19 protein-coding genes are annotated in these 24,890 nt (G+C 55.5%); 13 read left to right on the top strand and 6 right to left on the bottom strand.

All coding sequences use genetic code 11. The features are described 5' to 3' along the window. Positions 1-4: 4 nt before the first annotated feature. Entirely contained in the window at positions 5-1,072 is a 1,068-nt protein-coding gene (locus tag LF95_RS20730; RefSeq protein ID WP_073957093.1) for a LacI family DNA-binding transcriptional regulator, read from the bottom strand. A gap of 124 nt (positions 1,073-1,196) precedes the next feature. On the opposite strand from LF95_RS20730, the gene LF95_RS20725 reads away from it, so the two are divergent. Both LF95_RS20725 and LF95_RS20715 read left to right on the top strand, forming a co-directional pair. Further along, positions 1,197-2,438 (top strand): phytanoyl-CoA dioxygenase family protein, encoded by a 1,242-nt coding sequence (locus LF95_RS20725; protein WP_083607852.1) that lies wholly within the window; start codon positions 1,197-1,199, stop codon positions 2,436-2,438. Between the two features lie 247 nt (positions 2,439-2,685). Beyond that, positions 2,686-3,894, top strand: coding sequence for an MFS transporter (locus tag LF95_RS20715; RefSeq protein ID WP_073957091.1), 1,209 nt, complete (start codon positions 2,686-2,688; stop codon positions 3,892-3,894). Between the two features lie 139 nt (positions 3,895-4,033). Here the strand turns inward: LF95_RS20715 and LF95_RS20710 are convergent, their stop codons facing one another. Beyond that, positions 4,034-4,837, bottom strand: a complete 804-nt coding sequence (locus tag LF95_RS20710) for a TSUP family transporter (protein ID WP_073957090.1) — start codon at positions 4,835-4,837, stop codon at positions 4,034-4,036. Positions 4,838-5,002: 165 nt separating this feature from the next. Between LF95_RS20710 and mutM the strand changes: the two genes are divergently transcribed. The 10 genes from mutM to LF95_RS20660 all read left to right on the top strand — a co-directional run bounded on the left by mutM (position 5,003) and on the right by LF95_RS20660 (position 19,357). Continuing rightward, positions 5,003-5,845, top strand: a complete 843-nt coding sequence (gene mutM / locus LF95_RS20705; RefSeq protein ID WP_073957141.1) for a bifunctional DNA-formamidopyrimidine glycosylase/DNA-(apurinic or apyrimidinic site) lyase — start codon at positions 5,003-5,005, stop codon at positions 5,843-5,845. A 220-nt stretch (positions 5,846-6,065) separates the two neighbouring features. Then, positions 6,066-6,842, top strand: a complete 777-nt coding sequence (locus tag LF95_RS20700) for an enoyl-CoA hydratase (protein WP_073957089.1) — start codon at positions 6,066-6,068, stop codon at positions 6,840-6,842. Positions 6,843-6,993: 151 nt separating this feature from the next. After that, complete coding sequence (rpsT, locus tag LF95_RS20695) at positions 6,994-7,254, top strand: 30S ribosomal protein S20 (RefSeq protein WP_073957088.1); 261 nt, start codon at positions 6,994-6,996, stop codon at positions 7,252-7,254. 496 nt (positions 7,255-7,750) lie between these two features. Next, a complete protein-coding gene (dnaA, locus tag LF95_RS20690; protein ID WP_143182124.1) occupies positions 7,751-9,268 on the top strand; it encodes a chromosomal replication initiator protein DnaA in 1,518 nt (505 codons plus the stop codon). Between the two features lie 15 nt (positions 9,269-9,283). Then, positions 9,284-9,586, top strand: a complete 303-nt coding sequence (locus tag LF95_RS20685; RefSeq protein WP_073957086.1) for a hypothetical protein — start codon at positions 9,284-9,286, stop codon at positions 9,584-9,586. 44 nt (positions 9,587-9,630) lie between these two features. Continuing rightward, positions 9,631-10,749 carry a DNA polymerase III subunit beta gene (gene dnaN / locus LF95_RS20680; RefSeq protein WP_073957085.1) on the top strand — a complete coding sequence of 373 codons (1,119 nt, stop codon included), beginning with the start codon at positions 9,631-9,633 and terminating at the stop codon, positions 10,747-10,749. A gap of 62 nt (positions 10,750-10,811) precedes the next feature. Next, on the top strand, positions 10,812-11,972 hold the full coding sequence (gene recF, locus LF95_RS20675; protein WP_073957084.1) for a DNA replication/repair protein RecF: 1,161 nt from the start codon (positions 10,812-10,814) through the stop codon (positions 11,970-11,972). Between the two features lie 26 nt (positions 11,973-11,998). Continuing rightward, positions 11,999-14,458 (top strand): DNA topoisomerase (ATP-hydrolyzing) subunit B, encoded by a 2,460-nt coding sequence (gyrB, locus tag LF95_RS20670; RefSeq protein ID WP_073957083.1) that lies wholly within the window; start codon positions 11,999-12,001, stop codon positions 14,456-14,458. A 492-nt stretch (positions 14,459-14,950) separates the two neighbouring features. Beyond that, entirely contained in the window at positions 14,951-16,882 is a 1,932-nt protein-coding gene (locus LF95_RS20665) for a transglycosylase domain-containing protein (RefSeq protein WP_073957082.1), read from the top strand. Positions 16,883-17,344: 462 nt separating this feature from the next. Further along, positions 17,345-19,357, top strand: coding sequence for a transglycosylase domain-containing protein (locus LF95_RS20660; RefSeq protein ID WP_073957081.1), 2,013 nt, complete (start codon positions 17,345-17,347; stop codon positions 19,355-19,357). Positions 19,358-19,562: 205 nt separating this feature from the next. Here the strand turns inward: LF95_RS20660 and argE are convergent, their stop codons facing one another. Genes argE through LF95_RS20640 form a run of 4 tightly spaced genes read right to left on the bottom strand, consistent with a single transcriptional unit; the run spans position 19,563 to position 23,817 of the window. Continuing rightward, on the bottom strand, positions 19,563-20,738 hold the full coding sequence (argE, locus tag LF95_RS20655; protein WP_073957080.1) for an acetylornithine deacetylase: 1,176 nt from the start codon (positions 20,736-20,738) through the stop codon (positions 19,563-19,565). A 25-nt stretch (positions 20,739-20,763) separates the two neighbouring features. Continuing rightward, the gene (locus tag LF95_RS20650; RefSeq protein ID WP_073957079.1) at positions 20,764-22,254 is read right to left on the bottom strand and encodes a tripartite tricarboxylate transporter permease; all 1,491 of its coding nucleotides are present in this window, start codon (positions 22,252-22,254) and stop codon (positions 20,764-20,766) included. A gap of 13 nt (positions 22,255-22,267) precedes the next feature. Beyond that, on the bottom strand, positions 22,268-22,792 hold the full coding sequence (locus LF95_RS20645) for a tripartite tricarboxylate transporter TctB family protein (protein WP_073957078.1): 525 nt from the start codon (positions 22,790-22,792) through the stop codon (positions 22,268-22,270). 35 nt (positions 22,793-22,827) lie between these two features. Further along, positions 22,828-23,817, bottom strand: coding sequence for a Bug family tripartite tricarboxylate transporter substrate binding protein (locus tag LF95_RS20640; RefSeq protein ID WP_073957140.1), 990 nt, complete (start codon positions 23,815-23,817; stop codon positions 22,828-22,830). A gap of 148 nt (positions 23,818-23,965) precedes the next feature. Here LF95_RS20640 and LF95_RS20635 point away from each other — a divergent pair, with 148 nt between their 5' ends. Further along, positions 23,966-24,871: a LysR family transcriptional regulator gene (locus LF95_RS20635; RefSeq protein WP_073957077.1), complete on the top strand. Its 906-nt coding sequence runs from the start codon at positions 23,966-23,968 to the stop codon at positions 24,869-24,871. The last annotated feature ends 19 nt before the right edge of the window (positions 24,872-24,890 follow it).

The following is a 24,890-nucleotide window of genomic DNA, read 5'->3' as shown; positions in this document are numbered from 1 at the left end:
AATTCTATGCCAGGCCCGCCTTTATTGTGCGGGCCTGTTCTTTGGCAAAGGTCGGGATGTTGGCAGGCGTAATGATCTGGATGTCGCTGGCAGGGGCTATTGCCCCGTGCGGAAGCAGGCCATGCCAGGCCATCAGGTGATGGCAGGCGGTGCGCATGTCCTGGCGTAAATCATGATGCAGCACGGCGGTCAGTTTGCCCTGCTGTAACAGGGTGATGTTTTCGGCATCAAGGTCGTGGGCGATGTAAATGGCAGGGGATATGCCGTGATCGGCCAGGGTGTTTAAAATGGCCCGGTTGCCCCCGCCCATCGAATAGACGGCGGCAATATCGCCGGTTTGGCCGATGATGGCTTCCACCCGGTGGGCTGTGTCATGGTCCAGTCCCGCGCCACCACTGGCATCAATAATCTCTCGTTGGGGGGCCAGTCTGGTCAATGCTGCGATAAAACCTTCCTTGCGGGCTTCTTCACCGCGAAAGCGTTCATTGCTAAGTGTGATCAGAATGGCACCTTTATTGGACGTGCCCGCCAGAAAATGATGCACCAGATAAGCCGCCGTTTCGCCGGCTGCTTCATTATCAGCCCCGGCATAGGCGATTTGCCCGGCGTCGGGAATATCGGTGAAAATGGTCAGCACCGGGATGTTTCGGTCGTGCAACATGGACAGGGCATGGCGAATATCGGGCTGGTCCTGCGCCTTGAGCACCACGCCCTGGCTGCCCCGTTTGGCAATCCGCGCAAGAATGGCAACCACATCGCCCGGGCGCATGCGTTCCTGCATCATATAGCGCGGACGGATTACCGCCGGGTGCAGGCTGGGAAGTTCCGCCTCCAGGGCTGTGCGGATGGCGTTGCTAAAACGGGTGGGGGCCTCGACCACGACATCAATGAACAATCGTCGCCCGCGTGCGGCAAGTTGTCCTTCCTGGCGGGTCAGTTCCTCTATGGCATCGCGGACCCGGCGACGGGTTTGGGCGCTGACATTGGGGCGGTCATTTAATACCCGGTCAATCGTGGCGGTGCTCAGGCCGGATTGTCGGGCGATTTCCTTGACGGGGAAACGATGGGTCATGGTGTCTTTTCCTTTGTTGATGTATTTTTGATGGATTCCAATTCCCCAGGCAAAGCATTTTCGCTCTAGCATTCCGGTATGGGCGGGCATTTCAACGATCCGCCGTGATCAGGAGGAAAAAGCCATGCCATCCCGTCAACCGAAATCGAACACGTACCCTGAACTCCATTCTTATCCGGTCACCGGGCGAGAAGAGGCCGCGCATGGCGCGGGATATTACCGCGAGGCGGCATGTTCCACGGATGACCTGTTGCCCTTCATTAACCGGGAAACCCGGGCTGAAGATGTGCCCCATGCCCGTGAAATCCTGCGGAATGTGCCGGTTTATGATGGCGATGCGCTACGCCAAATCATGACCCGGCAGGATCAACGCCGTGCGGTGATGGCGGAATGGGCCAGGGTGATGCTGGGCGGGGCGGGTGTGTTGGTGATCAAGGCCGCCTATGCTGATTGCAGCGTCCTTGATGACGCAACTCGGACTTATCTGGATATTATTGCCGATGAAAAGGCGGCCAATGGCACTGCCGCGGACCATTTTGCCAAGGCGGGGGCCAATGACCGCATTTGGAATTCGGCGCAAAAACTGTGTTTGTGTGCGCCGGATGTGTTTGCCCGCTATTTTGGCAATCCGGTGATCGATATGGTGTGTGAGGCCTGGCTTGGCCCGTGTTACCAGATGACGGCACAGGTCAATCTGGTGCGGCCGGGCGGGCAGGCACAGCAGGTGCATCGCGATTATCATTTGGGGTTCCAAACTGCTGAAATGTGCGAAAAATTCCCCGCCCATGTGCATCATCTTTCTCCGGTATTAACGCTTCAGGGCGCGGTGGCGCATTGTGATATGCCCCTTGAAAGCGGGCCGACATTGTTGCTGCCTTTTTCGCAGCTTTATCGTGAAGGCTATATGGCGTGGCGTCGCCAGGATTTCCGCAATCTGTTTCATGCGCGCCATGTGCAATTGCCGCTGGTAAAAGGCGATGCGCTGTTTTTTAACCCGGCCCTGTTCCATGCAGCAGGCCGCAATAGCAGCCAGAATATCCAGCGGATGGCGAATTTATTGCAGGTTTCGTCGGCTTATGGGCGGGCAATGGAATCGCTGGACCGTATTGCCATGTGCAAGGCGGTTTATCCGGTCCTTCGTGCCATGCAGGCCAGGGGGACGATGACAGAAGCCGAACAGGCCGCCGCGATTGCCGCCTGTGCCGAGGGGTATTCCTTTCCAACCAACCTCGATACCGATCCGCCCGTGGGCGGGTTGGCACCGGAAACACAAAACCAGCTTTTTCATCGCGCCCTAGGCGATGGCCTGACGGCGGATCAATTCAACAGTGCCCTTGATGCCCTGTGTGGGCGACAGATGCCATAATGCACCGGTTTTGGGCAGCGGCAGTATGCAAGTCAAACCGCAGGGCAATGATCAATTTTCGGGCAGGCCCGCGATATTTGCCAAAATCGCATAGATTCTATGCGTAGAAAGCGATAGTTCCCGGCATCGTTTACAGGCAGTTTTGAATCGGTTCAGATCATGTTCTGGAAGTGCGGTGCCTGCTGGATGCAGGGCACCGCCTTTTTTGATTTTATGCCGCTTTTGCCGCCAACGTAACGGGTGCCCCATGTCCTTTGCTCATTCCCGCCAGGCTTTTTTGGCCCGTTTGCCCATTCTGGCGCTGGCAATGGCGTCCTTTGGAATCGGGACGACGGAATTTGTCATTATGGGGCTGCTGCCCGATGTGGCTGCTGATTTGGGGGTTAGCATCCCCAGTGCCGGGTTGTTGGTGACGGGTTATGCGTTAGGTGTGACCTTTGGCTCGCCCTTTTTGGCGGTGGCAACGGCAAAAATGGAACGCCGCCGGGTTTTGCTGTTTTTGGTGTCGCTGTTTTTGCTGGGCAATGTACTGTGCGCGATTGCGCCCAATTACAGCCTGCTGATGGTGGCGCGTGTGATTACCGCGCTGGGGCATGGCGCATTTTTTGGTCTTGGCTCGGTCGTGGCGGCTGGGTTGGTACCGCCGCATAAACGGGTGCAGGCTGTCGCCCTGATGTTTTCTGGCCTCACACTGGCCAATGTTTTGGGCGTGCCATTTGGCACGGCAATGGGTCAGGCATTGGGTTGGCGCTCTACCTTTTGGGCGGTGGTTGCCATTGGGGTGGTGGCCTTTATTGCGCTTTATCTGTTTGTACCGCGCAACATCAAGGCAGAGCGGACCAGTTTTATGGCCGAAGCCCGCGCACTTGGCAAAATGCAGGTTTTGCTGGCAATGGCGCTCAGCGTTTTGGCATCGGCCAGCCTGTTTAGTGTTTTTACCTATATCACCCCGATTTTAACCGATGTCACTGGCGTTTCGCCGCAAAATGTAACGGTGGTTTTGCTGCTGTTTGGCGTGGGGCTGACGGTGGGCAATTTCATTGGTGGCCGCCTGGGCGACTGGCGGTTGATGCCCGCCATTATCATCACGCTGGTGGCGTTGGTGCTGGTTTTGATGATGCTGACGGAAACCATCTATCAGGTGTGGCCGGCCATTATATCCCTGTTTATTTGGGGGGTGGTGATGTTTGCCCTGGTGTCACCCTTGCAAATTCGCGTGGTGAATGAAGCAACAGGGGCGCCGAATTTGGCATCTACCATTAATCAGGGGGCCTTTAACCTTGGCAATGCGGGCGGCGCGTGGCTGGGGGGCCTCGCGATTAATGCCGGTATCGGTTATGCCCAAATTCCCTGGATTGGCGCATTGATTGCAGTGGCAGCCCTGATGCTGGCGGTTTTTTCCTATTTGATGGACCGTAAAACCGAAATCGACCCGCAAGCGGCCATTGGCGCGTAAGCAAGCATGCTTTCAGCCTTGTTGTGCCTTTGACGGGGGTGTTGGGCAGGCAAACGAAAATGGCCCGCGGCAGATTAAATGCCCGGGCCATTTTGTTTGGCTGAATACTTGCGAAAAGCTGAAACGGGGGGGATGGTCGTTAGCAGAATGCCAGCCCAACCGCGCGAAACGACGCGCCGATTTGGTCGCCATATTGGTCAATGATCAGTTTGATCGAAATGGCGATGGAGACAAAAACCAGCAGCGGGCGAACCAGCCGCGCACCGACCTTCATCACCATATGCGAGCCCAGCGTTGCCCCGATCACCTGGCCAACCGCCATTGCCAGGCCAATTTCCCAGACGACTTCGCCGCCGACAATAAAGGTTGCCAGGGAGGCGACATTGGCGGTGAAGTTTAAAACCTTGGTGTGCGCGGTGGCTTTGGTCAGGTTGTAGCCCAGCAGGGCGACAAAGGCGATGGAGAAGAAAGACCCGGTACCGGGACCAAAAAAGCCGTCATAAAAACCAATGCCAAAACCGGCAGTAAAGGCAAATAGGGTTTTGCCGATTTTTTGCTGGGCATCAATGTCGCTGGCGCGCGGGGAAAACAGGAAATACAGGGCAATCGCAATCAAAAGACCCGGCAGCAGCGTCATCAACAGGCCAGGATCGAGCATCTGAATCAGGGTGGTGCCCAATATCGAACCCAGCAGGGTCAGGATAATGGCCAGCCCCATTTCACGTGGATTGACCAGGCCGCGCCGGGCGAAATTAAGGGCAGCGGAAAAACTGCCACAACTGCTTTGCAATTTGTTGGTTGCCAGGGCCTGGGTGGGGGTGATGCCGGCCCATAACAGGGCGGGAATGCAAATAAGGCCGCCACCCCCGGCAATTGAATCCACAAACCCGGCAATCAGGGCCACGGCAAACATGATCATTAAAAGATCGACACCAAATTCCATGCGTATATTCCGCCAATAAAAGCTATAAACTTTGAAACAGGGTCAGCATAAGCCATTCTGTTTTTTGTGCTATTTATAATTTGTCATCGTAACAATCTGGCATTTGTGCCTGTTGCCGATTACATAGTGGGTCCTATTGATCCCCAACGCCGTGACGAGGTTGTGATGCCTGAATTGCCAGAAGTGGAAACAGTTTGTCGGGGGCTTGCCCCGGTTATGGAAGGGCGGGTTCTGGCTTCGGTCGTACAGCGGCGCCCCAACCTGCGCACCCCGTTTCCCGAAGATTTTGTCGCAAAGCTGACAGGGCGGCGCGTGGATCAACTGACCCGGCGGGCCAAATATGTGTTGGTTTACCTTGATGACGGGCAGGTGTTGCTGGTGCATTTGGGCATGTCGGGCCGCATGACGGTGATTGAACCGCAAAATGACGTCGATATGCCCGAGGCAGGCAAGCATGACCATGTGGATTTTGTCATGGATAGCGGCGTTTTGGTGCGTTTTAACGACCCGCGCCGGTTTGGCCTGATGGCGTTAACCAACGTAGATGCGCTGCCCAATCATCCGATGCTGGCAGGTATTGGCCCGGAACCTTTGGGCAACCAGTTTAATACCACCATGCTGGCCGAGGCCCTTGCCAAACGCAAAAGCCCGATTAAAACCACGCTGCTCGATCAGCGGCTGGTGGCCGGGCTTGGCAATATATATGTCTGCGAAGCCCTGTTTCGATCCCGGATTGATCCGTTGCGCCTGTCAAACAGCCTGACGCGCGACGAAATTGACCTGCTGTATCGTGAGATTCGCATGGTACTGGAAGATGCCATTCGCGCCGGTGGGTCATCCCTGCGCGATCATCGTCAGGCCAATGGCGAATTGGGTTATTTCCAGCATAACTTCCGTATTTATGGCCGCGAGGGTGAACCCTGTATCACCCCGGATTGTGATGGCACCGTGGGCCGTCTGGTGCAGGGCGGGCGTTCGACCTTTTATTGCCCGCTTTGCCAGCATTAGGGACTGATCCTGGCTTTATGCGGTGCGCCACGGGATGTACCGTTGTTTCAAAACCTTCGCTACGTTTGCAGTTGGCTTTGCAGGACTGCTTTAACGGGTGGCCTTGTGGGGTGTTTCTTGCCTCGTGGGTATAAAATCGGTAAAACAGTATGTAATTATGGTTTCAGGCGGTGGATTGGTCAAAACCGGTCGAAACATCGTCATTTGAAAGGGATATTCCATGACTTACGAAAACATCCTGGCCGAAGTTAAGGGCAATGTCGGCCTGATCACGTTGAACCGTCCCAAGGCATTGAATGCCCTTTGCGATGCCCTGATTGCCGATTTGGCTGCGGCCTTGGATGAATTCGAGGATGACGAATCGGTTCGGGCCATTGTCATTACCGGGTCGGAAAAGGCCTTTGCTGCCGGGGCCGACATCAAGGAAATGATCGATCGCGATTATATGGATGTTTATAAAGCCGACTTTATCACCAAAGGCTGGACCCGGATGGCGGCCTGCCGCAAGCCGACCATCGCCGCGGTCAGCGGATTCGCCCTGGGCGGTGGCTGTGAACTTGCCATGAGCTGCGATATCATGATTGCGGCCGATACCGCAAAGTTTGGTCAGCCGGAAATCACCATTGGCACGATTCCCGGTGCCGGCGGCACCCAGCGTTTGACCCGTGCCATTGGCAAGGCCAAGGCAATGGAAATGTGCCTGACCGGGCGCATGATGGATGCCGAAGAAGCCGAGCGTTCCGGCCTTGTGGCCCGTGTTGTTCCCGCCGACTCGCTCATGGATGAGGCGATGAAACTGGCGGAAAAGATTGCCTCCTTCTCGGCCCCGGTGGCGATGAAGGTGAAGGAAAGTGTCAATAAGGCCTTTGAAATGACCCTGGCCGAAGGCCTGATGTTTGAACGCCGCGAGTTCCATTCGACCTTTGCGCTGGAAGACCGGGCCGAGGGCATGAAGGCCTTTGGCGAAAAACGCAAACCCGAATTCAAGCATCGCTGATGCCGGTTTGCCGCGAGATTCGGTCAATCGACTCGGAAAGCGCGGAAAAACGCGGATAATAGCGGTATCGGGGGTTGACGGCTTGTTGGCAGGGAGCTATAAGCCGCGCTCCGAATTACGTAACATTTTTGTTTTAAGAGACAGGTTCGCAATGGCTCATCATAAATCGGCCAAGAAGCGCATTCGCCGGAATGAAACTCGCGCCGCAGTTAACGGTGCGCGTATCAGCCGCATTCGCACCTTCGTCAAGAAGGTCGAAACCGCGCTGCAAGCTGGCGACAAGGATGCCGCTCTGGCTGCGTTTAAAGTTGCCGAGCCGGAACTGGCGCGTGGTGCGCAGCTCGGTGTTCTGCACAAAAACACCGTCGCTCGCAAAGTTTCGCGTTTGTCCGCTCGCGTCAAAGCGCTTTAATTTTATCCTTCGGGATGGCGAGTCGAAGGCCGCGTTTCTTGCGCGGCCTTTTCGCTGCCGGAATTCCAGGAATTCACCTTTCGTTCTTTGGTTGCGAAAGTGAAAAAGTCCCGCAATTCCGCGAACGTTTTGGGGGCGAAATCCTTTTAACGTTCTGTTAAAGATCGCCTTGCCTGATGCGGGACGCATCAGTACAGTGTTTCGACTTCGATCGCGGTTCCATATCGCGACTAATGAAGAATGAAAAACAAGGGCGCGAGTACGCTTCCATTTTCTAGTAGCAAGACGGGCGTGTTGGTCAGTTTTCGGTCAACGCGGCAATGCTTTGTATTTTGTCGTGTCCGGCAGTGCGTTTGGAAACTGGCGTCGGGATTTTAGTCAATAGCGGGGAAAGGTCTTGAAAGTGCAGCACGCCTTAAGGGGAGCACCATTTGGCGCTGATAACTCAGGGAGCAAGACTCCCGGTCGCCAGCAGGCCGCACTCGAAGATCATGTCATGACCACCTGGAAGATTGTTCGCGAAAAACTGCGTAGCGAGTTTGGCGCTACGGCATATCGATACTGGCTTGATCCAGTTGCCCTGATCACGGTTGAGGCCGGTGTGGCCCGCCTTGGCGCACCCAATCGGGCGATGCGCGACTGGGTCTCTCAGCATTATCTGGATCGCATCCAGGCCTTTTGGCATGCCGAAGATCCCAATGTTCATTTTGTCGAGGTGGTGGTAGCCGCCCCGGATTCGGGTAGCGATTCTTCTGCCTCTTCCTCCGCTTCCGCATCCTCTGCCGCGCCGCGGCCGGTCTCGACAAACCCGGAGGGGAGCCGTGCCCCTTCCTATAATGAACCGGCAAAGCAGCATCCGCGTTATACCGCCGAGAATTATGATGCTCCGGGCAGCCGTAAGGCGCCGTGTCATCCGGCCCCGGTTTCAAACGGCTTTCAGTCGGCATCGTCTGCCGGGCGGGGGGCGATTGGCAGCATGTCCGATGATGGCATCAGTGCCGCCCTGGACCCGCGTTATACCTTTGATAATTTCGTGATCGGCAAGCCGAACGAATTTGCCTATGCCGCCGCCCGCCGTCTGGCCGAGGCCGAGTCCGTTCCGTTCAATCCGCTGTTTTTGTATGGTGGTGTTGGTCTGGGTAAAACCCACCTGATGCACGCCATTGCCTGGCATATTCGCCGCACCCAGCCGCACCGCACGGTGATTTACCTGTCGGCTGAAAAATTCATGTATCGTTTTATTCGGGCGCTGCGCGATAAAAACACCGTGGATTTCAAGGACCAGTTCCGGTCGGTCGATGTGCTGATGGTCGATGACGTACAGTTTATTTCCGGCAAGGATTCCACCCAGGAAGAATTTTTCCATACCTTTAATGCGCTGGTGGATCAGGGCCGTCAGATCATTGTTTCGGCCGATAAATCGCCCTCCGACCTTGAAGATATTGAAGAGCGTTTGCGTTCCCGTCTGGGGTCGGGCCTGGTGGCGGATATTCACGCCACCACCTATGAGCTGCGTTTGGGGATTCTCGAATCCAAGGCCGAACGCCAGCGCGTGGAACTGCCGCAGCGGGTGATGGAATTTCTGGCCCACAAGATTACGGCGAACGTTCGTGAACTTGAAGGGGCGCTTAACCGTGTGATCGCCCATTCCCAGCTTGTCGGTCGCGAGATTGGCCTGGAGATGGTGCAGGATGTTTTGCACGATGTGCTGCGTGCCTCCGAACGCCGGGTTACGATTGAAGAAATTCAAAAACGCGTGGCGGAGCATTTCAATATCAAGGTGTCCGACATGCACTCTGCCCGCCGGGCCCGTGCGGTGGCCCGTCCGCGCCAGGTGGCGATGTATCTGTCAAAGCAGCTGACCACGCATTCCCTGCCGGAAATTGGCCGTAAATTTGGCGGGCGTGACCATACCACGGTGATGCACGCGGTACGCAAGGTCGAGGAACTGCACAAGGCGGATCCGTCTTTGTCCGAAGATATCGATTTGCTGCGTCGTATGCTGGAAAGCTGACCGGATGGCGCGACTGTGATTCGCTTAAAAAACGGCAATTGGCCAGATCAGGCTGATTGCCGTTTTTATTTGAGTGATTTCGGCGTTGTGATTGCGTTTTTTGCCTATGTGCGGGGTAATTTTCGGGCGGCTTTATTGTGGTTTGGCGTGCTGAAAGCCGCAGAAAACCGCGCCTGTGATTTCTGCGCGTTTTTAAAGGCTCGACTCCTTTCAATCGCTTGGTTTTTTGCACTAAAAATCCTTCGGTTTTGGGACTGCCATGTTATAATGCGCCCAACCCAGCCAAAAGGGGTGGGGGTAAGTCGAAAAAATGAATAAAAATCAATTCATTAAGTAACTGCAGACAGACGGATAGGACGGGCATGAAGCTGACCATCGAACGCGCGGCTCTGTTAAAATCTCTCACACATGTTCAAAGTGTGGTCGAACGGCGCAACACCATTCCGATTCTGTCCAATATCCTGCTGCGGGCCGAAGAAAATACCCTGTCGCTGACCGCAACCGATATGGACCTGGAAGTTATCGAAACCACCACGGCGGAAGTTTCCGAACCCGGTGCAACGACAACACCTGCGCACACCCTTTATGAAATCGTGCGCAAATTGCCCGAGGGTTCCCAGGTGCAAATCACCCTTGAGCCGGGGGCGGGTCGCCTGACCCTTTCGGCGGGGCGCTCAAAATTCAATCTTGCCGTTCTGCCGGTTGATGATTTCCCGGTGATGTCTGGTGGCGACCTTCCGGTCAGCTTTGGTTTGGCGGCTGCCGAACTGCGCGGTTTGATTGACCGTGCCGAATTTGCCATTTCCACCGAAGAAACCCGTTATTACCTGAACGGGATTTATTTCCATGCCGCCGATGCCGAAGGTACCAAGATTTTGCGTGCCGTTGCCACCGACGGACACCGCCTGGCCCGCATCGAAGCCCCGCTGCCTGATGGCGCGGAAAACATGCCGGGCGTGATTGTGCCGCGCAAAACCGTTGGCGAATTGCGCAAGCTGATTGATGAAACCGGCGAAGCCGTGGATATTGCCCTGTCGGATACCAAAATCCGCTTTGGTTTTGGCAAGGCGGTTCTGACGTCCAAGCTGATTGACGGCACCTTCCCGGATTACGAACGTGTTATTCCGGCGGGCAATGACAAAAGCCTGGATCTGGAATGCAAGCCTTTTGCCGATGCGGTTGACCGTGTTTCGGCGATTTCGATTGAAAAATCCCGTGCGGTTAAGGTTGTCATGTCTGGCAACACCCTGACCCTTTCGGCCTCCAGCCCGGAACACGGCACGGCATCGGAAGAACTTGAAATCAATTACGATTCCGATGACATCGAAATCGGTTTCAACTCCCGTTATCTTCTCGACATTGCCAAGCAGGTCAAGGGCGATACGCTTAACCTTCTGATGTCTGACGGGCAGTCGCCGACCATTCTGCGCGATACCGATGACCTGTCGGCATTGTATGTCCTGATGCCGATGCGCGTCTGACCCGCGATTTCCTTGTTGTGGCTTTCCTTGCCCATAATCATGACCGGCAAGACGGTGCGCCCATGATAATACACCGTCTTGCTGTTTCCCGTCTCGATCTTGGCGATTTTCGCTGCTATGCCCGGCTGCGCCTGGATATCGACGCCGGGCCGGTGGTTTTGACCGGACCAAACGGGGCGGGGAAAACCAACCTTTTGGAAGCCGTGTCGCTTTTGGCCCCGGGCAGCGGGTTGCGGCGGGCAAAATTGGGTGAAATCAGCCGCAATGTGCCACCCACCGATGATGGTGCCTTGAGGGCCTGGGCGGTAAGTGCCCAGCTTGAAACGCCAGACGGGCAATATCAGGTGGGTTCTGGACTGGACCCGTTGGCCTTGCGCCAGGGACGTGAACGCCGGGCGGTTAAAATTGATGGCGAAGCCCAGCGCGGGCAGGCGGCCCTGAGCCGGGTTTGTGCCGCGGTTTGGCTGACACCGCAAATGGACCGGCTGTTTTTGGATGGGCCATCGGCCCGTCGGCGGTTTTTGGATCGGCTGGTATACGGCCTGGACCCGGACCATAGCAGCCGTGTTGCCGCATTCGAGCATGGCCTGCGCAGCCGGGCCAAACTGTTGAAGGCCGGCAAGGCGGATGACAAATGGCTTAATGCCATCGAGGATTCGATGGTGCGCCACGGCATTGCCGTTGTGGTGGCCCGTGCAGATTTGCTTGAACGTCTGGTGCGGGCCGGGACAATGGCGGTTGGGGCGTTTCCGGCAGCACGTCTGGCGCTGGCGGGGGACCTTGAAAACTGGCTGGAGAAATTTCCGGCTGTTGAGGTTGAAGACCGCATGCGGGCTGCCCTGCGCGACGGGCGGGAACGTGATGCGATGTATGGAGGTGCCGCTGTCGGGCCGCAAAGAAGCGATCTGATGGTGTGGCATGAAGCGAAAAACCAGCCCGCGGCACAATGCTCGACGGGCGAACAAAAGGCGCTTTTGCTGTCAATCGTGATGGCAAATACGCGCCTGCAAAGCCGGGCCCGGGGTGCGGGTCCGCTTTTGTTGCTAGATGAAGTGGTCGCCCATCTTGATGCCGAAAGGCGGGGGGACCTCTTTGACGAAATCGTGGCGCTTGGCGTTCAGGCCTGGATGACAGGTACGGACCGGGCGCTTTTTAATGGTCTGATCGGGCGTGCGCAGTTTTTAAGGGTCGAAGAGGCCCGCGTAACACCCGATGAGATTTGATCTGTGACTGCCGAGGTTGTGACGCTATGACCAACGAAACAGAAGCCCCGATTGCTGCCGGAATTGACCCGGAAGAATACGGTGCCGAATCCATCAAGGTCCTGAAGGGCCTGGAAGCGGTGCGCAAGCGGCCGGGCATGTATATCGGGGATACCGATGACGGAACCGGTCTGCATCACATGATCTATGAGGTGGTTGATAACGCCATTGACGAAGCCCTGGCCGGTCATTGCGACCTGGTGCTGGTGCAGCTCAATGGCGATGGGTCGGCAACGATTCGTGACAATGGCCGTGGTATTCCGACCGACATCCACAGGGAAGAAGGCGTTTCGGCGGCCGAGGTCATCATGACCCAACTGCATGCCGGTGGTAAGTTTGACCAGAATTCCTACAAGGTTTCCGGTGGTTTGCACGGTGTGGGTATTTCGGTGGTGAATGCTCTGTCCACCTTGCTGAAATTGCGCATCTGGCGCAACGGCAAGGAACATTACATGGAATTTTCCGGGGGGGATGCGGTTAAGCCGCTTGAAGTGGTGGGCGATGCGCCGATCATGGAAGATGGTAAACCGCTGACCGGGACGGAAGTGACCTTCTATCCCGATGCCGAAATTTTCACCATGACCGAATTTAACCTGCCGACCCTTGAGCATCGCTTGCGGGAACTGGCATTTTTGAATTCCGGCGTGTTCCTGACCCTGCGCGATGAACGCAGCAGCGAGCCGACCGAAATCAAATTGCATTATGAAGGCGGGATTCGGGCGTTTGTTGAATATCTCGACCGTTCCAAAACCCGGCAGATCGAAGAACCGATCAGCATTGTTGGTGAAAGAGAGGGCATTACCGTTGAAGTTTCGCTGCAATGGAATGACAGCTATCACGAAACCACACTGTGTTTTACCAACAACATTCCCCAGCGCGATGGCGGTACGCATATGGCCGGTTTCCGTGCCGCGCTGACCCGCCAGATCAACAATTACGCCCAGGAAAGCGGGATTGCCAAAAAGGAAAAGGTTGCCTTGTCGGGTGATGATGCCCGCGAAGGTCTGACCTGCGTTATTTCCGTCAAGGTGCCAGACCCGAAATTCTCGTCCCAGACCAAGGACAAGCTGGTGTCGTCCGAAGTGCGCCCGGTTGTGGAAAATGTCGTGAATGACAAGCTTTCACAGTGGCTGGAAGAGCACCCGCAGGATGCCCGCAAGATTGTTGGCAAGGTTGTTGAGGCGGCCACCGCCCGCGAAGCCGCGCGCAAGGCTCGCGAACTGACCCGCCGTAAAGGGGCGCTTGATATTTCATCCCTTCCCGGCAAACTTGCCGATTGCCAGGAACGCGATGCGTCCAAAGCCGAACTGTTCATCGTGGAGGGTGATTCCGCAGGTGGGTCGGCCAAGCAGGGGCGTGAACGTGGTTTTCAGGCGATTTTGCCATTGCGCGGTAAAATCCTGAACGTGGAACGTGCGCGTTTTGACAAGATGCTGTCGAGCCAGGAAATTGGCACGTTGATTACAGCACTTGGTACCGGCATTGGCCGGGATGATTTTAATATCGAAAAAATCCGCTATCACAAAATCATCATCATGACCGACGCCGACGTCGACGGTGCGCATATTCGCACACTGCTCTTGACGTTCTTTTATCGTCAGATGCCGGCATTGATCGAACGCGGTTATCTTTATATCGCCCAGCCGCCGCTTTACCGGGCCAAGCGGGGCAATTCTGTTCAGTATCTCAAGGGTGACCGCGAGATGGAACAGTATTTGACCGCGCAGGGCACCGAGGATGCGGTACTAACCCTTGCCAATGGCACCCAATATGCCGCAGCCGACCTTATTCGGATTGTCGAACTGGCGCGCAAGGCAAAGGGGCTGCTGGAACCGCTGTCGCTTAAACTGCCGATTTCGGTGTTGGAACAGGCCGTGTTGGCCGGGGCGCTTAACCCGGCACTACTTGATGATGATCAAAAACGTCTTGAGTCCGCCCAGACCCTGGCGACCCACCTTGATACCCTGGCCGAAGATTTTGACCGGGGCTGGAAAGGCGAGGCGCCGCTCGATCAGTTGGTGGTCTGGCGGATGATGCGTGGTGTTGAAGAACGCTATGTGATTGATGCCAATATCCTGCGTTCCGCCGAAAGCCGGGCTTTGGCCGGGCTGATTGGCGAACTGCGCGAGATCTTTGAAGAAGGATCGGAATTTGGTGCCAAAGACAAGGTCTGGAAAATTCACGGTCCGGTCGACCTGGTCAATGCGGTGATGGAATATGGCCGTCGCGGCATTGCGGTTCAGCGGTATAAAGGTCTGGGTGAAATGAACCCCGATCAGCTTTGGGAAACCACGCTCGACCCGAATGTTCGCTCGCTTTTGCAGGTGAAAGTCGAACATGCCGATGAAGCCGAAGAGGTCTTTTCGACCCTGATGGGCGACATTGTCGAACCCCGTCGTGATTTCATCCAAAGCAACGCGCTGAAAGTCGCCAATCTTGACGTTTGATGCGGAAGGAAACCTCTTGTGAGGTTTCTGCGATCTGCTGAATGTGATGGCCCTTTGCCATGTATGGTGAAGGGCCATTTTTTTGTTTGATGTGATGCCCGATATTGAGAGCTGAACAGATAGTTCAGCATCCATCAAAAGGCAGCGAGAGGTCACTTTGTATCGGGGATCGCAAGGTTTTAAGGTCATCGGGGCGATAATCGACATTATCAGTAAAGACCAATGTAACCGGTGCCAGAATGCCGGGATAAATCACCTTTGTGTCATCCAGCAGCAAAGATTGATGGGATTCGGGAAGGCGTCAGCCAGAGGGCAGTGATGCCACCGCAAGGGAGCCAATATACTGAAACGTCACGATTTACGCCAATATGCCGGTTTGACCTGGAGCATGGTGGTAATGGTCAGGGTCTGCTACCATTTATTAAGCCATTGAGCGTTTACTCGAAAAAGCAAAATAAACCGGCGATATAAGCGGATTGGGCAGATTGGGACGTGGACGAAAATAAACAGGCGAAAAAAAGCGGCGTTGCGGCCGCACAGGCGGCCGTCAAGGAAATTGAAGAACGGGAACGACGTGAAATTCGTCGCCGCAAAAGACGTATTATGCTGGCAATAACAGCCGTTATTTTGCTGCTATTGGCAGGTGGGGCGACTTTACTGACCTTATCGATTCGCAGTCAGCTTGATTTCAGCCGCAAGGCGGACCGCAGCCCCAGTGTGCAAATTGCCGATTTTGATGGCACCATCATGACAAATGTTCAGGGGCATTATAGTCAGGATGTGTCGCTTATAACCTTTCCCAAACGATTGCAGCACGTCTTTATTGCCGCAGCAGATCCTGGTTTTTATCACCATTTTGGCGCGGGTTTCAGCGATGTAATGCGTATTCTGTCTGGCGATGCGGCACCGGGTTCCACCATAACCATGAAGGTGGCGCGCAGTTTCTTTCGCATGCCGGGTTCCGGTACGATCCGAAACGCCGAGGAAATGCTGGTTGCCTTGTGGCTGGAAGCGCGTTTTGACAAGGATACGATCTTGCGGTCCTATCTGGAACGCAGTTATGTCGGGTCCGGTATTTTTGGTATTACGGCGGCATCGCGCCTTCTCTATGATGTTCCGGCCCATAAAATGTCGTTGCATCAGGCGGCTGTTCTGGCTGTAGCGATGAATGATCCTGCCAATCTTAATCCATTGCAGTTTCCCAAGGCATCGGCCCAGGCTGCCAATATGGTTTTGCAGAAAATGGAGCCCGACGATACCCTGACGCCAGCGCAAATAAACGCCCTGATGCGCGATGTTCCCCAATTGGCACCGCGCGCCCCGCGTGAAGAAGGGCAAGCGCAATACGTGATTGATCTGGTGATGGATGAAGTGGCCCGGCGTGTGGGCTATACCAGCACGGATTTGCATGTTGTCACCAGTATTGACCGTGACCTGCAGGAAATGGCGCAAAGTGCGGTTAACGAGGTTAGCCGTGTGCGCCTTCAGCCGCGCGGCGCGGATCAGGCCGCCCTTTTGGCGATCAGCCCGGATGGCCGGGTGCGAGCAATGGTGGGCGGCACGCAGTATGACCCGATCTCGCGCAATCGGGCGTGGAATGTCCGGTATTTTCCGGGGCGGATGATTAAAATTTTGCCCTATTATTACGCCCTGAACGACAACCCGGACCCAGCCCAATGGGTGCCCGATACCCGCAAGGAAGTGGAAGGCTGGAAACCGGTGAACCCGGACCGGCAATATCGCGGCCAGGTTCCCCTGCGGGATGCCTTTGCCCGTGATGTTAATACCGTGCCGGTGGAACTGACACATAAATTTGGCCTGGAGAATATGCGCGACTTTGCCCGCAAAGTCGGCATTAGAAGCCCGCTTTCCAGGGATATTCGCTCCGTGGTTGGACTTGACCCGGTGACGCTGCCAGATATTGCCCGCCTGCATACGCTGTCGCTCAATGGGGGGATTTCGCCTGATATTACCCTGATCAACGAGATCCGATCGACTGCAGAGGGGCAACCGTTGTTATATCAGCGGGTTGCGCGTGGACATGACAAGATGTTGACCGATGAAGCAATGCTGGCGGTGAACAGTATGCTTGCCGGTGTAACAGACCCCCAGGTACGCCTGGATCGGCCTTTTGTGGGGTTCGGGGCGCGTGCCGGGCGGGGAAGTGATGCGTGGTTTGCCGGCTTTACCGCCGATCTTTATACGGTTGTGTGGGTGGGCAATGATGATCGGAGCCCGGCCCAGGCCATTCGCCCGGATGTCGAGGTGGCATCACTGTGGCGGTTATTCATGCTGGATGCCTCGCAGGGCTTTTCGATTCGGTCGGTGGCGCGCGGAACCAGCCAGCGCCTGATCGAACAGGATGGTGTGACCGATATGTGGAAACGCCACTGGGTTGATCCCAATCCGCCGCTGCAAAATTAACCCGTAGCACCATCAAACGGATTGACGTGCTGTTTTTGCCCTTCGTCATCCTGCCCTGTTGCGCTGGCAGCGGGGAACACTCTAATTGTTCAAATTTTAGATCATCCTGTCGATGCGTGTGTTAAACTCTTTCGTGTTTTGGGGTAAGGGGGGCTGTGGATGGCTCGGGCTTCTGGTTGATGGGGCTCGCCTGTCCGGACAGTGAATATCTTCAAGACATCAAACAGTGATTATGCGATGAAGGCCATCCGGTTTTGGTATCGGCCTTGGATCAGTATGTAAATTTTTGATGCTGCCATCCTTGGCGCGGTGCGAAACAGCCTGTCTGGTTTTGCTGTAAGCCGGGCCAGTTGGCGATGATGTGCCCTGCCGGGATATTGCATGTGCATGTGTTTCTTTGGGGGGCCTGTCGTGACGGGCTTTTATGCCTGTTGGCGATGAATTCAGGTTTTGAGGACGATTGTGGCGAAGCGACCAACCCGTAACACTTCCACGCCGCCCCGCCGACGGGCACCGCGTAAAACCGGTGGAGGTTCATCACCGCGCGGGCGTGGACGCAGGCGTGCCGGGCAGAAAAAATCCTTTGGTGGTTTTTTGCGGGCTTTTGTGCCGCGCCCGATGATGCTTGCCCGTGTCATGGTGGTTCTGGCGATCTGGTCGGCGGTGTTGTGCGGCGGGCTTGTCGCCTATTACGGCTATGATTTGACCAGCAAGATTGATTTTAACGTCGCCACCCAGCGCAAACCGCTGGTGCGCATCATGAGCATCGACGGGGTTAATCTGGCCAACTATGGCGACCGTTATGGCCGCCCGGTGGAAGTGGGCGATTTGCCCGATTATGTCGGGCAGGCCTTTGTCTCGATTGAAGACCGCCGGTTTTACCAGCATTTTGGCATTGATGTGATCGGCATTGCCCGCGCTTTTGTGCAAAATATTTGGCGCGGGCGCATTGCCCAGGGTGGCAGTACCATTACCCAGCAGCTTGCCAAGAACCTTTTTTTGTCGCCCGAACGCAGCTATGGCCGCAAGATTGAAGAGGTTTTGCTGTCCTTGTGGCTGGAGATCAAATTTAGCAAACGGCAGATCCTCTCGTTATATCTGAACCGCATTTATTTTGGCTCCGGGGTCTATGGTATTGATGCCGCCGCCCGTCAGTATTTTGGCGTCGATCCGCGCCGTTTGTCGCTGTATCAGGCGGCCGTGCTGGCCGGGTTGCCCAAGGCGCCGAGCCGCTATAACCCGCTGATAGCCCCGAGGGATGCGGCAAAGCGGGCCAATCAGGTGATTGCGGCCATGCTTGATACCGGCGCCATTACCGCCCGGCAGGCACAGGCTAATCACTTTGATCGCGTTACAACATCCTCGGCCTCTGGTCGTGGCGGGCCGAATGTGCGCTATTTCACCGACTGGATTCTGGATCGCGTGACCGATTATGTCGGCTATCACGACCAGGATATGGTGGTGTATACGAGCCTTGATTCCAATTTGCAGGCTTCGGCCGAGGATGCGGTAAACCGTGTGCTTGATAGCCGGGAAGCCGACCGGCGCAAGGTTTCGCAAGGCGCACTGGTTGCCATGACACCCGATGGATCGGTGCGGGCCATGGTAGGCGGCAAGAACTTTTTCCAAAGTCAGTATAATCGTGTTACCCAGGCGAAAAGGCAGCCGGGGTCGGTGTTCAAGCTGTTTGTCTATTTGGCCGCGCTGGAAGATGGCATGCGCGCCGATGACTGGATGCGTGATGAACCCTATAGTGTCAATGGCTGGAGCCCGCGCAATTTTGACCGCCAGCATCACGGCACCCTGTCGTTACGCGATGCGGTGGCCTCGTCCAATAACGTGATTGCCGTTGAAGTGGCGATGAAAACCGGGCTGAACCACGTTATCGATATGGCCCATAAACTGGGGGTGTCGTCGGACCTGCCTGCCGAACCCAGCCTGGCACTGGGGACCAGTGAAGTGTCCCTTTTGGAAATGACAACGGCTTATGCCGTGGTCTCCAATGGCGGCTTTAATATCATTCCGCATGCGATTACCAAAATCGTCGGGCAGAATGGTGAGATATTGTATGAACGCGGGGGCGGTTATCTGACCCGCGTTCTCAACCCTGTTACGGCGGGGGAAATGAACAATATGCTGGCGGCCGTCATGGCGAAGGGTACGGGCAAAAACGCCCTTTTGGACCGGCCGGCGGCGGGCAAAACCGGCACTACATCGGATTATCGTGATGCCTGGTTTGTCGGCTATACCGCAGACCTGGTGGCCGGGGTGTGGTTGGGCAATGACAATGGATCGCCGATGGAAGAGGTCACCGGTGGTGGCCTGCCAGCTGAAATGTGGAAATCCTTTATGCTGCATGCCCATCAGGATTTGCCGGTACGATCGCTGGGCAAGGCAGCCTCCATGCGGGCCATTCGCATGGGCGAAGATGACAGCTGGAAAAAATTCAATTCCGGTTTTACCGGCAAAAATTAGCCGGCAAACGAGCCAATTTCATAAAAAAGGGCCGGATGCCAATGGGAGGCAATCCGGCCAAGGGAAGGCATTGCAGGTTTCGGAAGGGAGTTGTCCGAAACCCGTAGGAAGGCCTTGACGGTGCATTAATCCGGGGGGCACGCGGGGAGAAGTGCGTGAGATCAGATTAATGGGGTGTCACAATGTCAAAGCCTGGTCAGACGGTTTATTCAACCGCCTGAAGACCCAGCTTTTCCAGGAAAGCCAGGCATTCGTCGAGCTGGGAGATCTCGACAAATTCGTTGCGCTTGTGGGCTTGTGCGATGGAGCCAGGACCACAGATGATCGAGGGAATGTTACCCTGCTTTTCAAAGATCCCGCCTTCGGAACCATAGGAAACCTTGCCCGAAACCTCGTCGATGATGTTACGCACAAAGGCAAAGCTCTCGGCCCCGGTACAATCGCCCATGCCTGGATAATGAAAGATTTCTTCCCATTCAAAGCCGGTATCGGCTTCGCGGGCTTTCATTTCGGTTTCAAGCGTTTCGCTTACGCGGGATTTGATCTGTTCGATCACGCTGGCCGCATCGTGGTCGGGCAGGTGGCGAATTTCAAAGGTGAATTCGCAGCAATCCGGCGTCACATTGGTTGCTGTCCCACCGGAAATGGTGGTGGTCAGCATGGTGCTGTGTGGCACGGTGAAATCAGGGTCAAACGGGCCATTGGTTTCAAATTCGCGGGCGACATCGGAAATCAGGGCAATGGCGCGTGAGGCATATTCAATGGCATTGACGTGATGGGGCGCAAAGGACGAATGCCCGGCGGTGCCCGTCACGGTCACACGCATGGAATATTTGCCCTTTTGGCCGTTAATCACCTTCATTTCGGTCGGCTCGCCAATAACGGCCAAACGCGGCGGATGATCGATTTTTGCTAGATGATCCACCATGCTGCCAACACCCAGGCACCCCACTTCTTCGTCGTAAGACAGGCAAATATGAAACGGCACGGCCAGCTTCTGTTTGACCAGGTCGGGCACGGTGGCGAGCACACAGGCGGCAAAGCCTTTCATATCGGCAGTGCCACGGCCAAATAGTTTGCCGTCGCGCTCTGTCATGTCAAAGGCGGGGCTGACCCAGCCTTTTTCCAGTGCCGGGACGACATCGGTATGCCCGGAAAGAACAATACCAGGGACATCCTTGGGGCCAATGGTGGCCAGCAGATTGGCCTTTTCGCCTGTTTCGTCATAAAACAGGGTCGTTTCGATATCGTATTGTGCCAGATAATCCTGCACATACTTGATCAGACCGAGATTCGAGTTTTTGCTGGTCGTGTCGAACGCCACCAGTTTGCCAAGAATATCAATGGCAAGATGCAGGCGGGACATGTTTGTTTGTGTCATTTTTTTCAGCTTCTTGTGTCTCGAATTAATTGGTGGCGCGCGCGTTGCTGCGCCATTTTTGCCATTCGCGGCGAATGGTCAGGGCCACGAACAGAATGGTCAGGGCAAAGAAGGCCCATGAAATCCAGGACTGGAAGAACACACCAAGATCACCGCGCGAAATCGCAAGTGAGCGGCGCATATTGTCTTCAAACATCGGGCCGAGGATAAAGGCGATCAGGAAGGGCGCTGCCGGGATGTTCAGCACCATCATGATAAAGCCGACAATCCCCATCACCAGCAGCACGGCGACGTCAAACGGGCTTGATGCCACCGAATAAATGCCAAACACGCACAGAATGACGATGCAGGGCAGCAGCAATTGCTGGGGAATGCGCGAGATCTTGGCAAATCCGCTGGCGGTAAGTTTACCGGCCACAAACAGGAAGAACGAGCTAAACAGCATGCCAATAAACAGCGAATAAACCTCGCCGATATTGTTCTGGAACAGAAGCGGGCCAGGGGTTAGGCCGTGGATCATGAAGGCCCCCAGCATCACACCCGTGATCACGTCGCCCGGTACGCCAAGGGCGAGAAGCGGGATCATGGTCGCCCCACAGCAGCCATTATTGGCCGATTCCGATGCGGCAATGCCTTCAAGCTCGCCTTCACCAAAACGATCACCATTTTTGGAGGTACGGCGCGCTTCGCTATAGGAAAAGAAGGCAGCGGTTGACGGTCCAATGCCTGGAATGGCCCCCAGAATAACGCCGATAAAGCTGCCGCGGATGATCGATTTCAGGCTGCCGCGAAATTCTTTCAATGTCAGCCGGTTGTCACCCAGCTTCATCGCCTGGGTGTTTTCCTCGGGCCGGAAGACTGCCAGCTTGATCATTTCGGGCAGGGCAAACAGGCCGATCAGAACCGGGACAACGCCAAGGCCGCTTTTCATATCTTCAGTCAGGGCAAAACGGAACGAGCCATACATGTCCTCGCCAACGGTTGCCAGCAACAGGCCCAGGCAGGCCGCAACAATGCCCAGCAACAGCGAACGCCCGGAAATACTGGCAACGATGGTCAGCGAAAAGGCCATCAGCATGAAATATTCCGGCGGGCCCACACGCAGGGCAAACATTGCCAGTGGCGCTGCCAGAAAGATCAGCGAGATGTTGGAAATAAAGTCGCCAATGCAGCTTGAAACCAGTGCCATGTTCAGGGCTTTGCCGCCTTTACCCTCGCGGGCTAGCGGATAACCATCCAGCACGGTACAGGCCGCCGATGCGGTGCCCGGCGTTTTGATCAGGATGGCCGAAATCGAGCCGCCATAGGTTGAGCCCTTGTAAAGGGCAACCAGCAGCAGAAGGCTTGTGACGGGCGGCAGGTAAAAGGTAAAGGGCAGTGCGAGCGTAACAGCCATTGTCCCGGTCATGCCGGGGATGGCGCCGATAATGACCCCACCCCAGATCCCGGCGGCCATGGCGATGAAATTGGGCAGTGTCGCGACGGCGCTAAAGGCGCCTAGCAATTCATTCCACATGGTAATTTTCTCGTCAGATCAGGTGCAGCAGACGGGCAAGGGAAAACCATTTGCCGTGCGGGAAGGGGGTGTGGGTGATTTCGGTGAAAATCACATAAAGAAAAATCGGGAAAAGAATGGTCAGGCCGATCATCCATGCCCGTTTGGAAAAATCGCCGGTCATGATGAACAGGAAGGCCAGCAAAGCCATTGTCGCCGTCAGAAAACCGATTTTTGGCATCAGATAGACAAAAATCGCAAAACCGAGGCCCATCCAGATAAAGCGGAAAATGAAAACGCGATTGGCGCACAAATAGGCACCAATGGAGGTTACTTTTTCGCTGGATTGGCGGCGCATTTTCGGTACCGCCAGCACCAGAGCCAGCACCCCCATGACAAGGCCGACCCAGCCAATAACGCGGGGCCACATGTCAGGGGGTGGGGCAAACCCCGGAATAAAAGACGGAACCCGAACATAAACCGGGATCAGAACAAACAGAACAAGGGCAAAAAATGCCGTTGCCACCAGTCCGGTGTAAAAATCGCGGTTCGGGGTCATGGTTCCGCCTCGCATCCTAAAAACGGGGTAAAATCTTATTGGATGTAGCCAAATTTCTTGGCCAGACCGTGATACAGGTCGTACTGCGACTTGACATAAGCTGACGGGTCTTCATCACCGATAACCGAGATGGAACCGCGTTTTGCAGCCAGATCAAGCCACTGTTCGTTGGTGGCAACCTTGCCCAGAATGTCTTTCCATTTGGCAACGACATCTTCCGGCAGGCCTTTGGGGGCGTAAAGGCCGCTCCAGCCGCCAACCTGGGCTGCGGTGGCATAACCCAGTTCCTTTGCGGTCGGAACGTCGGGCAGGTCCGTCATGCGTTTCGGGGCATAAACCATCAGCGCACGCATTTTGCCAGCCTGGATATGGGGCATCAGCGAACCGGCCGAAATGGCAAGGAAATCAACATGGTTGCCCAGCAGGGCCGCCGCAAGGGCTCCGCCGCCTTTATAAGGCACCAGGGTCGATGCGCTCAGCGGGTCAAGGCCGGCATCAGACAGCAGCGCCTGAACCGAGAAACCGTCAATCGCGGTCGGGCCGGAAGCAGCATAGGTGGTTGCACCGTTGCTTTCCTTGATCTTGGCGATCAGGTCATCAACCGTTTTGATGTCGGATTCGGCATTAACAGCCAAAATCATCGGGGTTGCTTCGAGAATACCCAGGAAGGTGTAGTCATCCCAACCAACCGGGCTGTCGGTGTAAACGGCCGGATACAGGGCCATACCCACGCGCGACAGCAGCAGGGTGTAACCATCGGGATCGGATTCGGTGACAAAGCGGGCACCGTTCATGCCGCCATTGCCGGTTTTGTTAACCACGACGATGGGCTGTCCATCGGTGTAGTTGCGCGCGGTTTCTGCCAGTGCACGACCGGCCAGGTCGGAGGCGCCGCCGGCACCATAAGGAACGACCAGCGTAATGGCTTTATCGGGATAGGAGTCTGCCTGTGCCGATGTTGCAAAGGCCGTTGCAGCTGCAAGGGCTGCAACACCCAATGCAGCTTTCTTCAGATGACGAAACATTTTCATGTCTCCCTGTTGATGGTGGCGTTATTGCCGGGTCGATACTTCTTGTTTTGTGTCTGAAAGATGGCAAACTATAACTATAGAAGCAAAAATTTAATTTCAGTATAACTTATGTAAATACTGCACGAAAGTAGGGGATGCCGCCATGAACTTGCGCGAGCTGGAAAGTTTTAATGCTTTCATGACCTATGGCACGGTCAGCAAGGCCGCCGAGGCGATGAATATCAGCCAGCCAATGGTCAGCCGCATGCTGGCAAACCTTGAAAAATCAGTAGGTTTTGCTTTGTTTATCCGCAAGCGCAACCAGCTTGTGGCAACCGAGGAAGCCGTGCAGTTCCATTACACGGTCCTGCGTACCTTAAATGGTTTTCGCGATCTTGAAAGCAGTGCGCGTGCCATTGCCAATCAGCAACTCGGCAGCATCCGGATTGCGGCGCAACCCATTTATGTTGATACATATCTTCTGGATGTGATTGCCAAATTCAAGGCACAGCACCCCAATGTTTCGGTCAGTATTACCGATTCTGGTATGGAAGGGGTGCTGGAAATGGTGACACGGCGCGATTGTGACCTGGGCATTGGCATTACCCTGGATTTGATGGACCGGGATGTCGCCATGACCCGCTTGGCGCAATGTCGTGCGGTGTGCCTGGTTCCGCGCGATCACCGGCTGGCCGGGTTTGAAACCATCGATATTGACCTTTTGCGCGGTGAAAAGTTCGTTGAGCTGACTATTGGCAGCCCGCTGCGCACCAAGGTGGATTATATTTTCCAAATCGCCGGGCGGCTGCGTCATATCGCGGTCGAGGCACGCACAGTGCGTACTATTTCCCGGCTGGTGGAACGCGGTGTTGGCATCGCGATCAGCGATCCGTTTGCTGCCCTGCTGGTTGATCAGGACCGGGTTGTGGCCCGGCCCCTGACCCCGGAAATTGCCTGGGATGTGGCCCTGTTTCATGCCAATCGGGAATTATCAAACGTGCAGCGCAGCTTTTTGGCCTTTTTGCAGGCTGAAATTCCGCATTTGCGGGCCGAAGGCTGCGTTATGTAACGCACTTGGCCAATTATGA

Origin of the sequence: Thalassospira sp. TSL5-1 (genome assembly GCF_001907695.1) — a bacterium.
GTDB lineage: Bacteria > Pseudomonadota > Alphaproteobacteria > Rhodospirillales > Thalassospiraceae > Thalassospira.
The sequence above is the reverse complement of the archived record's forward strand: the minus strand, read 5'-3'. Positions and strand labels throughout refer to the sequence as shown.

Coding starts and splice junctions, on each gene's coding strand:
- dnaA (WP_143182124.1), top strand. CDS start 7,751: ATGACCACCTGGAAGATTGTTCGCGAAAAACTGCGTAGCGAGTTTGGC.
- LF95_RS20635 (WP_073957077.1), top strand. CDS start 23,966: ATGAACTTGCGCGAGCTGGAAAGTTTTAATGCTTTCATGACCTATGGC.
- LF95_RS20710 (WP_073957090.1), bottom strand. CDS start 4,837: ATGGAATTTGGTGTCGATCTTTTAATGATCATGTTTGCCGTGGCCCTG.
- mutM (WP_073957141.1), top strand. CDS start 5,003: ATGCCTGAATTGCCAGAAGTGGAAACAGTTTGTCGGGGGCTTGCCCCG.
- recF (WP_073957084.1), top strand. CDS start 10,812: ATGATAATACACCGTCTTGCTGTTTCCCGTCTCGATCTTGGCGATTTT.
- LF95_RS20700 (WP_073957089.1), top strand. CDS start 6,066: ATGACTTACGAAAACATCCTGGCCGAAGTTAAGGGCAATGTCGGCCTG.
- LF95_RS20730 (WP_073957093.1), bottom strand. CDS start 1,072: ATGACCCATCGTTTCCCCGTCAAGGAAATCGCCCGACAATCCGGCCTG.
- LF95_RS20725 (WP_083607852.1), top strand. CDS start 1,197: ATGCCATCCCGTCAACCGAAATCGAACACGTACCCTGAACTCCATTCT.
- dnaN (WP_073957085.1), top strand. CDS start 9,631: ATGAAGCTGACCATCGAACGCGCGGCTCTGTTAAAATCTCTCACACAT.
- LF95_RS20650 (WP_073957079.1), bottom strand. CDS start 22,254: ATGTGGAATGAATTGCTAGGCGCCTTTAGCGCCGTCGCGACACTGCCC.
- gyrB (WP_073957083.1), top strand. CDS start 11,999: ATGACCAACGAAACAGAAGCCCCGATTGCTGCCGGAATTGACCCGGAA.
- LF95_RS20645 (WP_073957078.1), bottom strand. CDS start 22,792: ATGACCCCGAACCGCGATTTTTACACCGGACTGGTGGCAACGGCATTT.
- LF95_RS20715 (WP_073957091.1), top strand. CDS start 2,686: ATGTCCTTTGCTCATTCCCGCCAGGCTTTTTTGGCCCGTTTGCCCATT.
- LF95_RS20640 (WP_073957140.1), bottom strand. CDS start 23,817: ATGTTTCGTCATCTGAAGAAAGCTGCATTGGGTGTTGCAGCCCTTGCA.
- rpsT (WP_073957088.1), top strand. CDS start 6,994: ATGGCTCATCATAAATCGGCCAAGAAGCGCATTCGCCGGAATGAAACT.
- argE (WP_073957080.1), bottom strand. CDS start 20,738: ATGACACAAACAAACATGTCCCGCCTGCATCTTGCCATTGATATTCTT.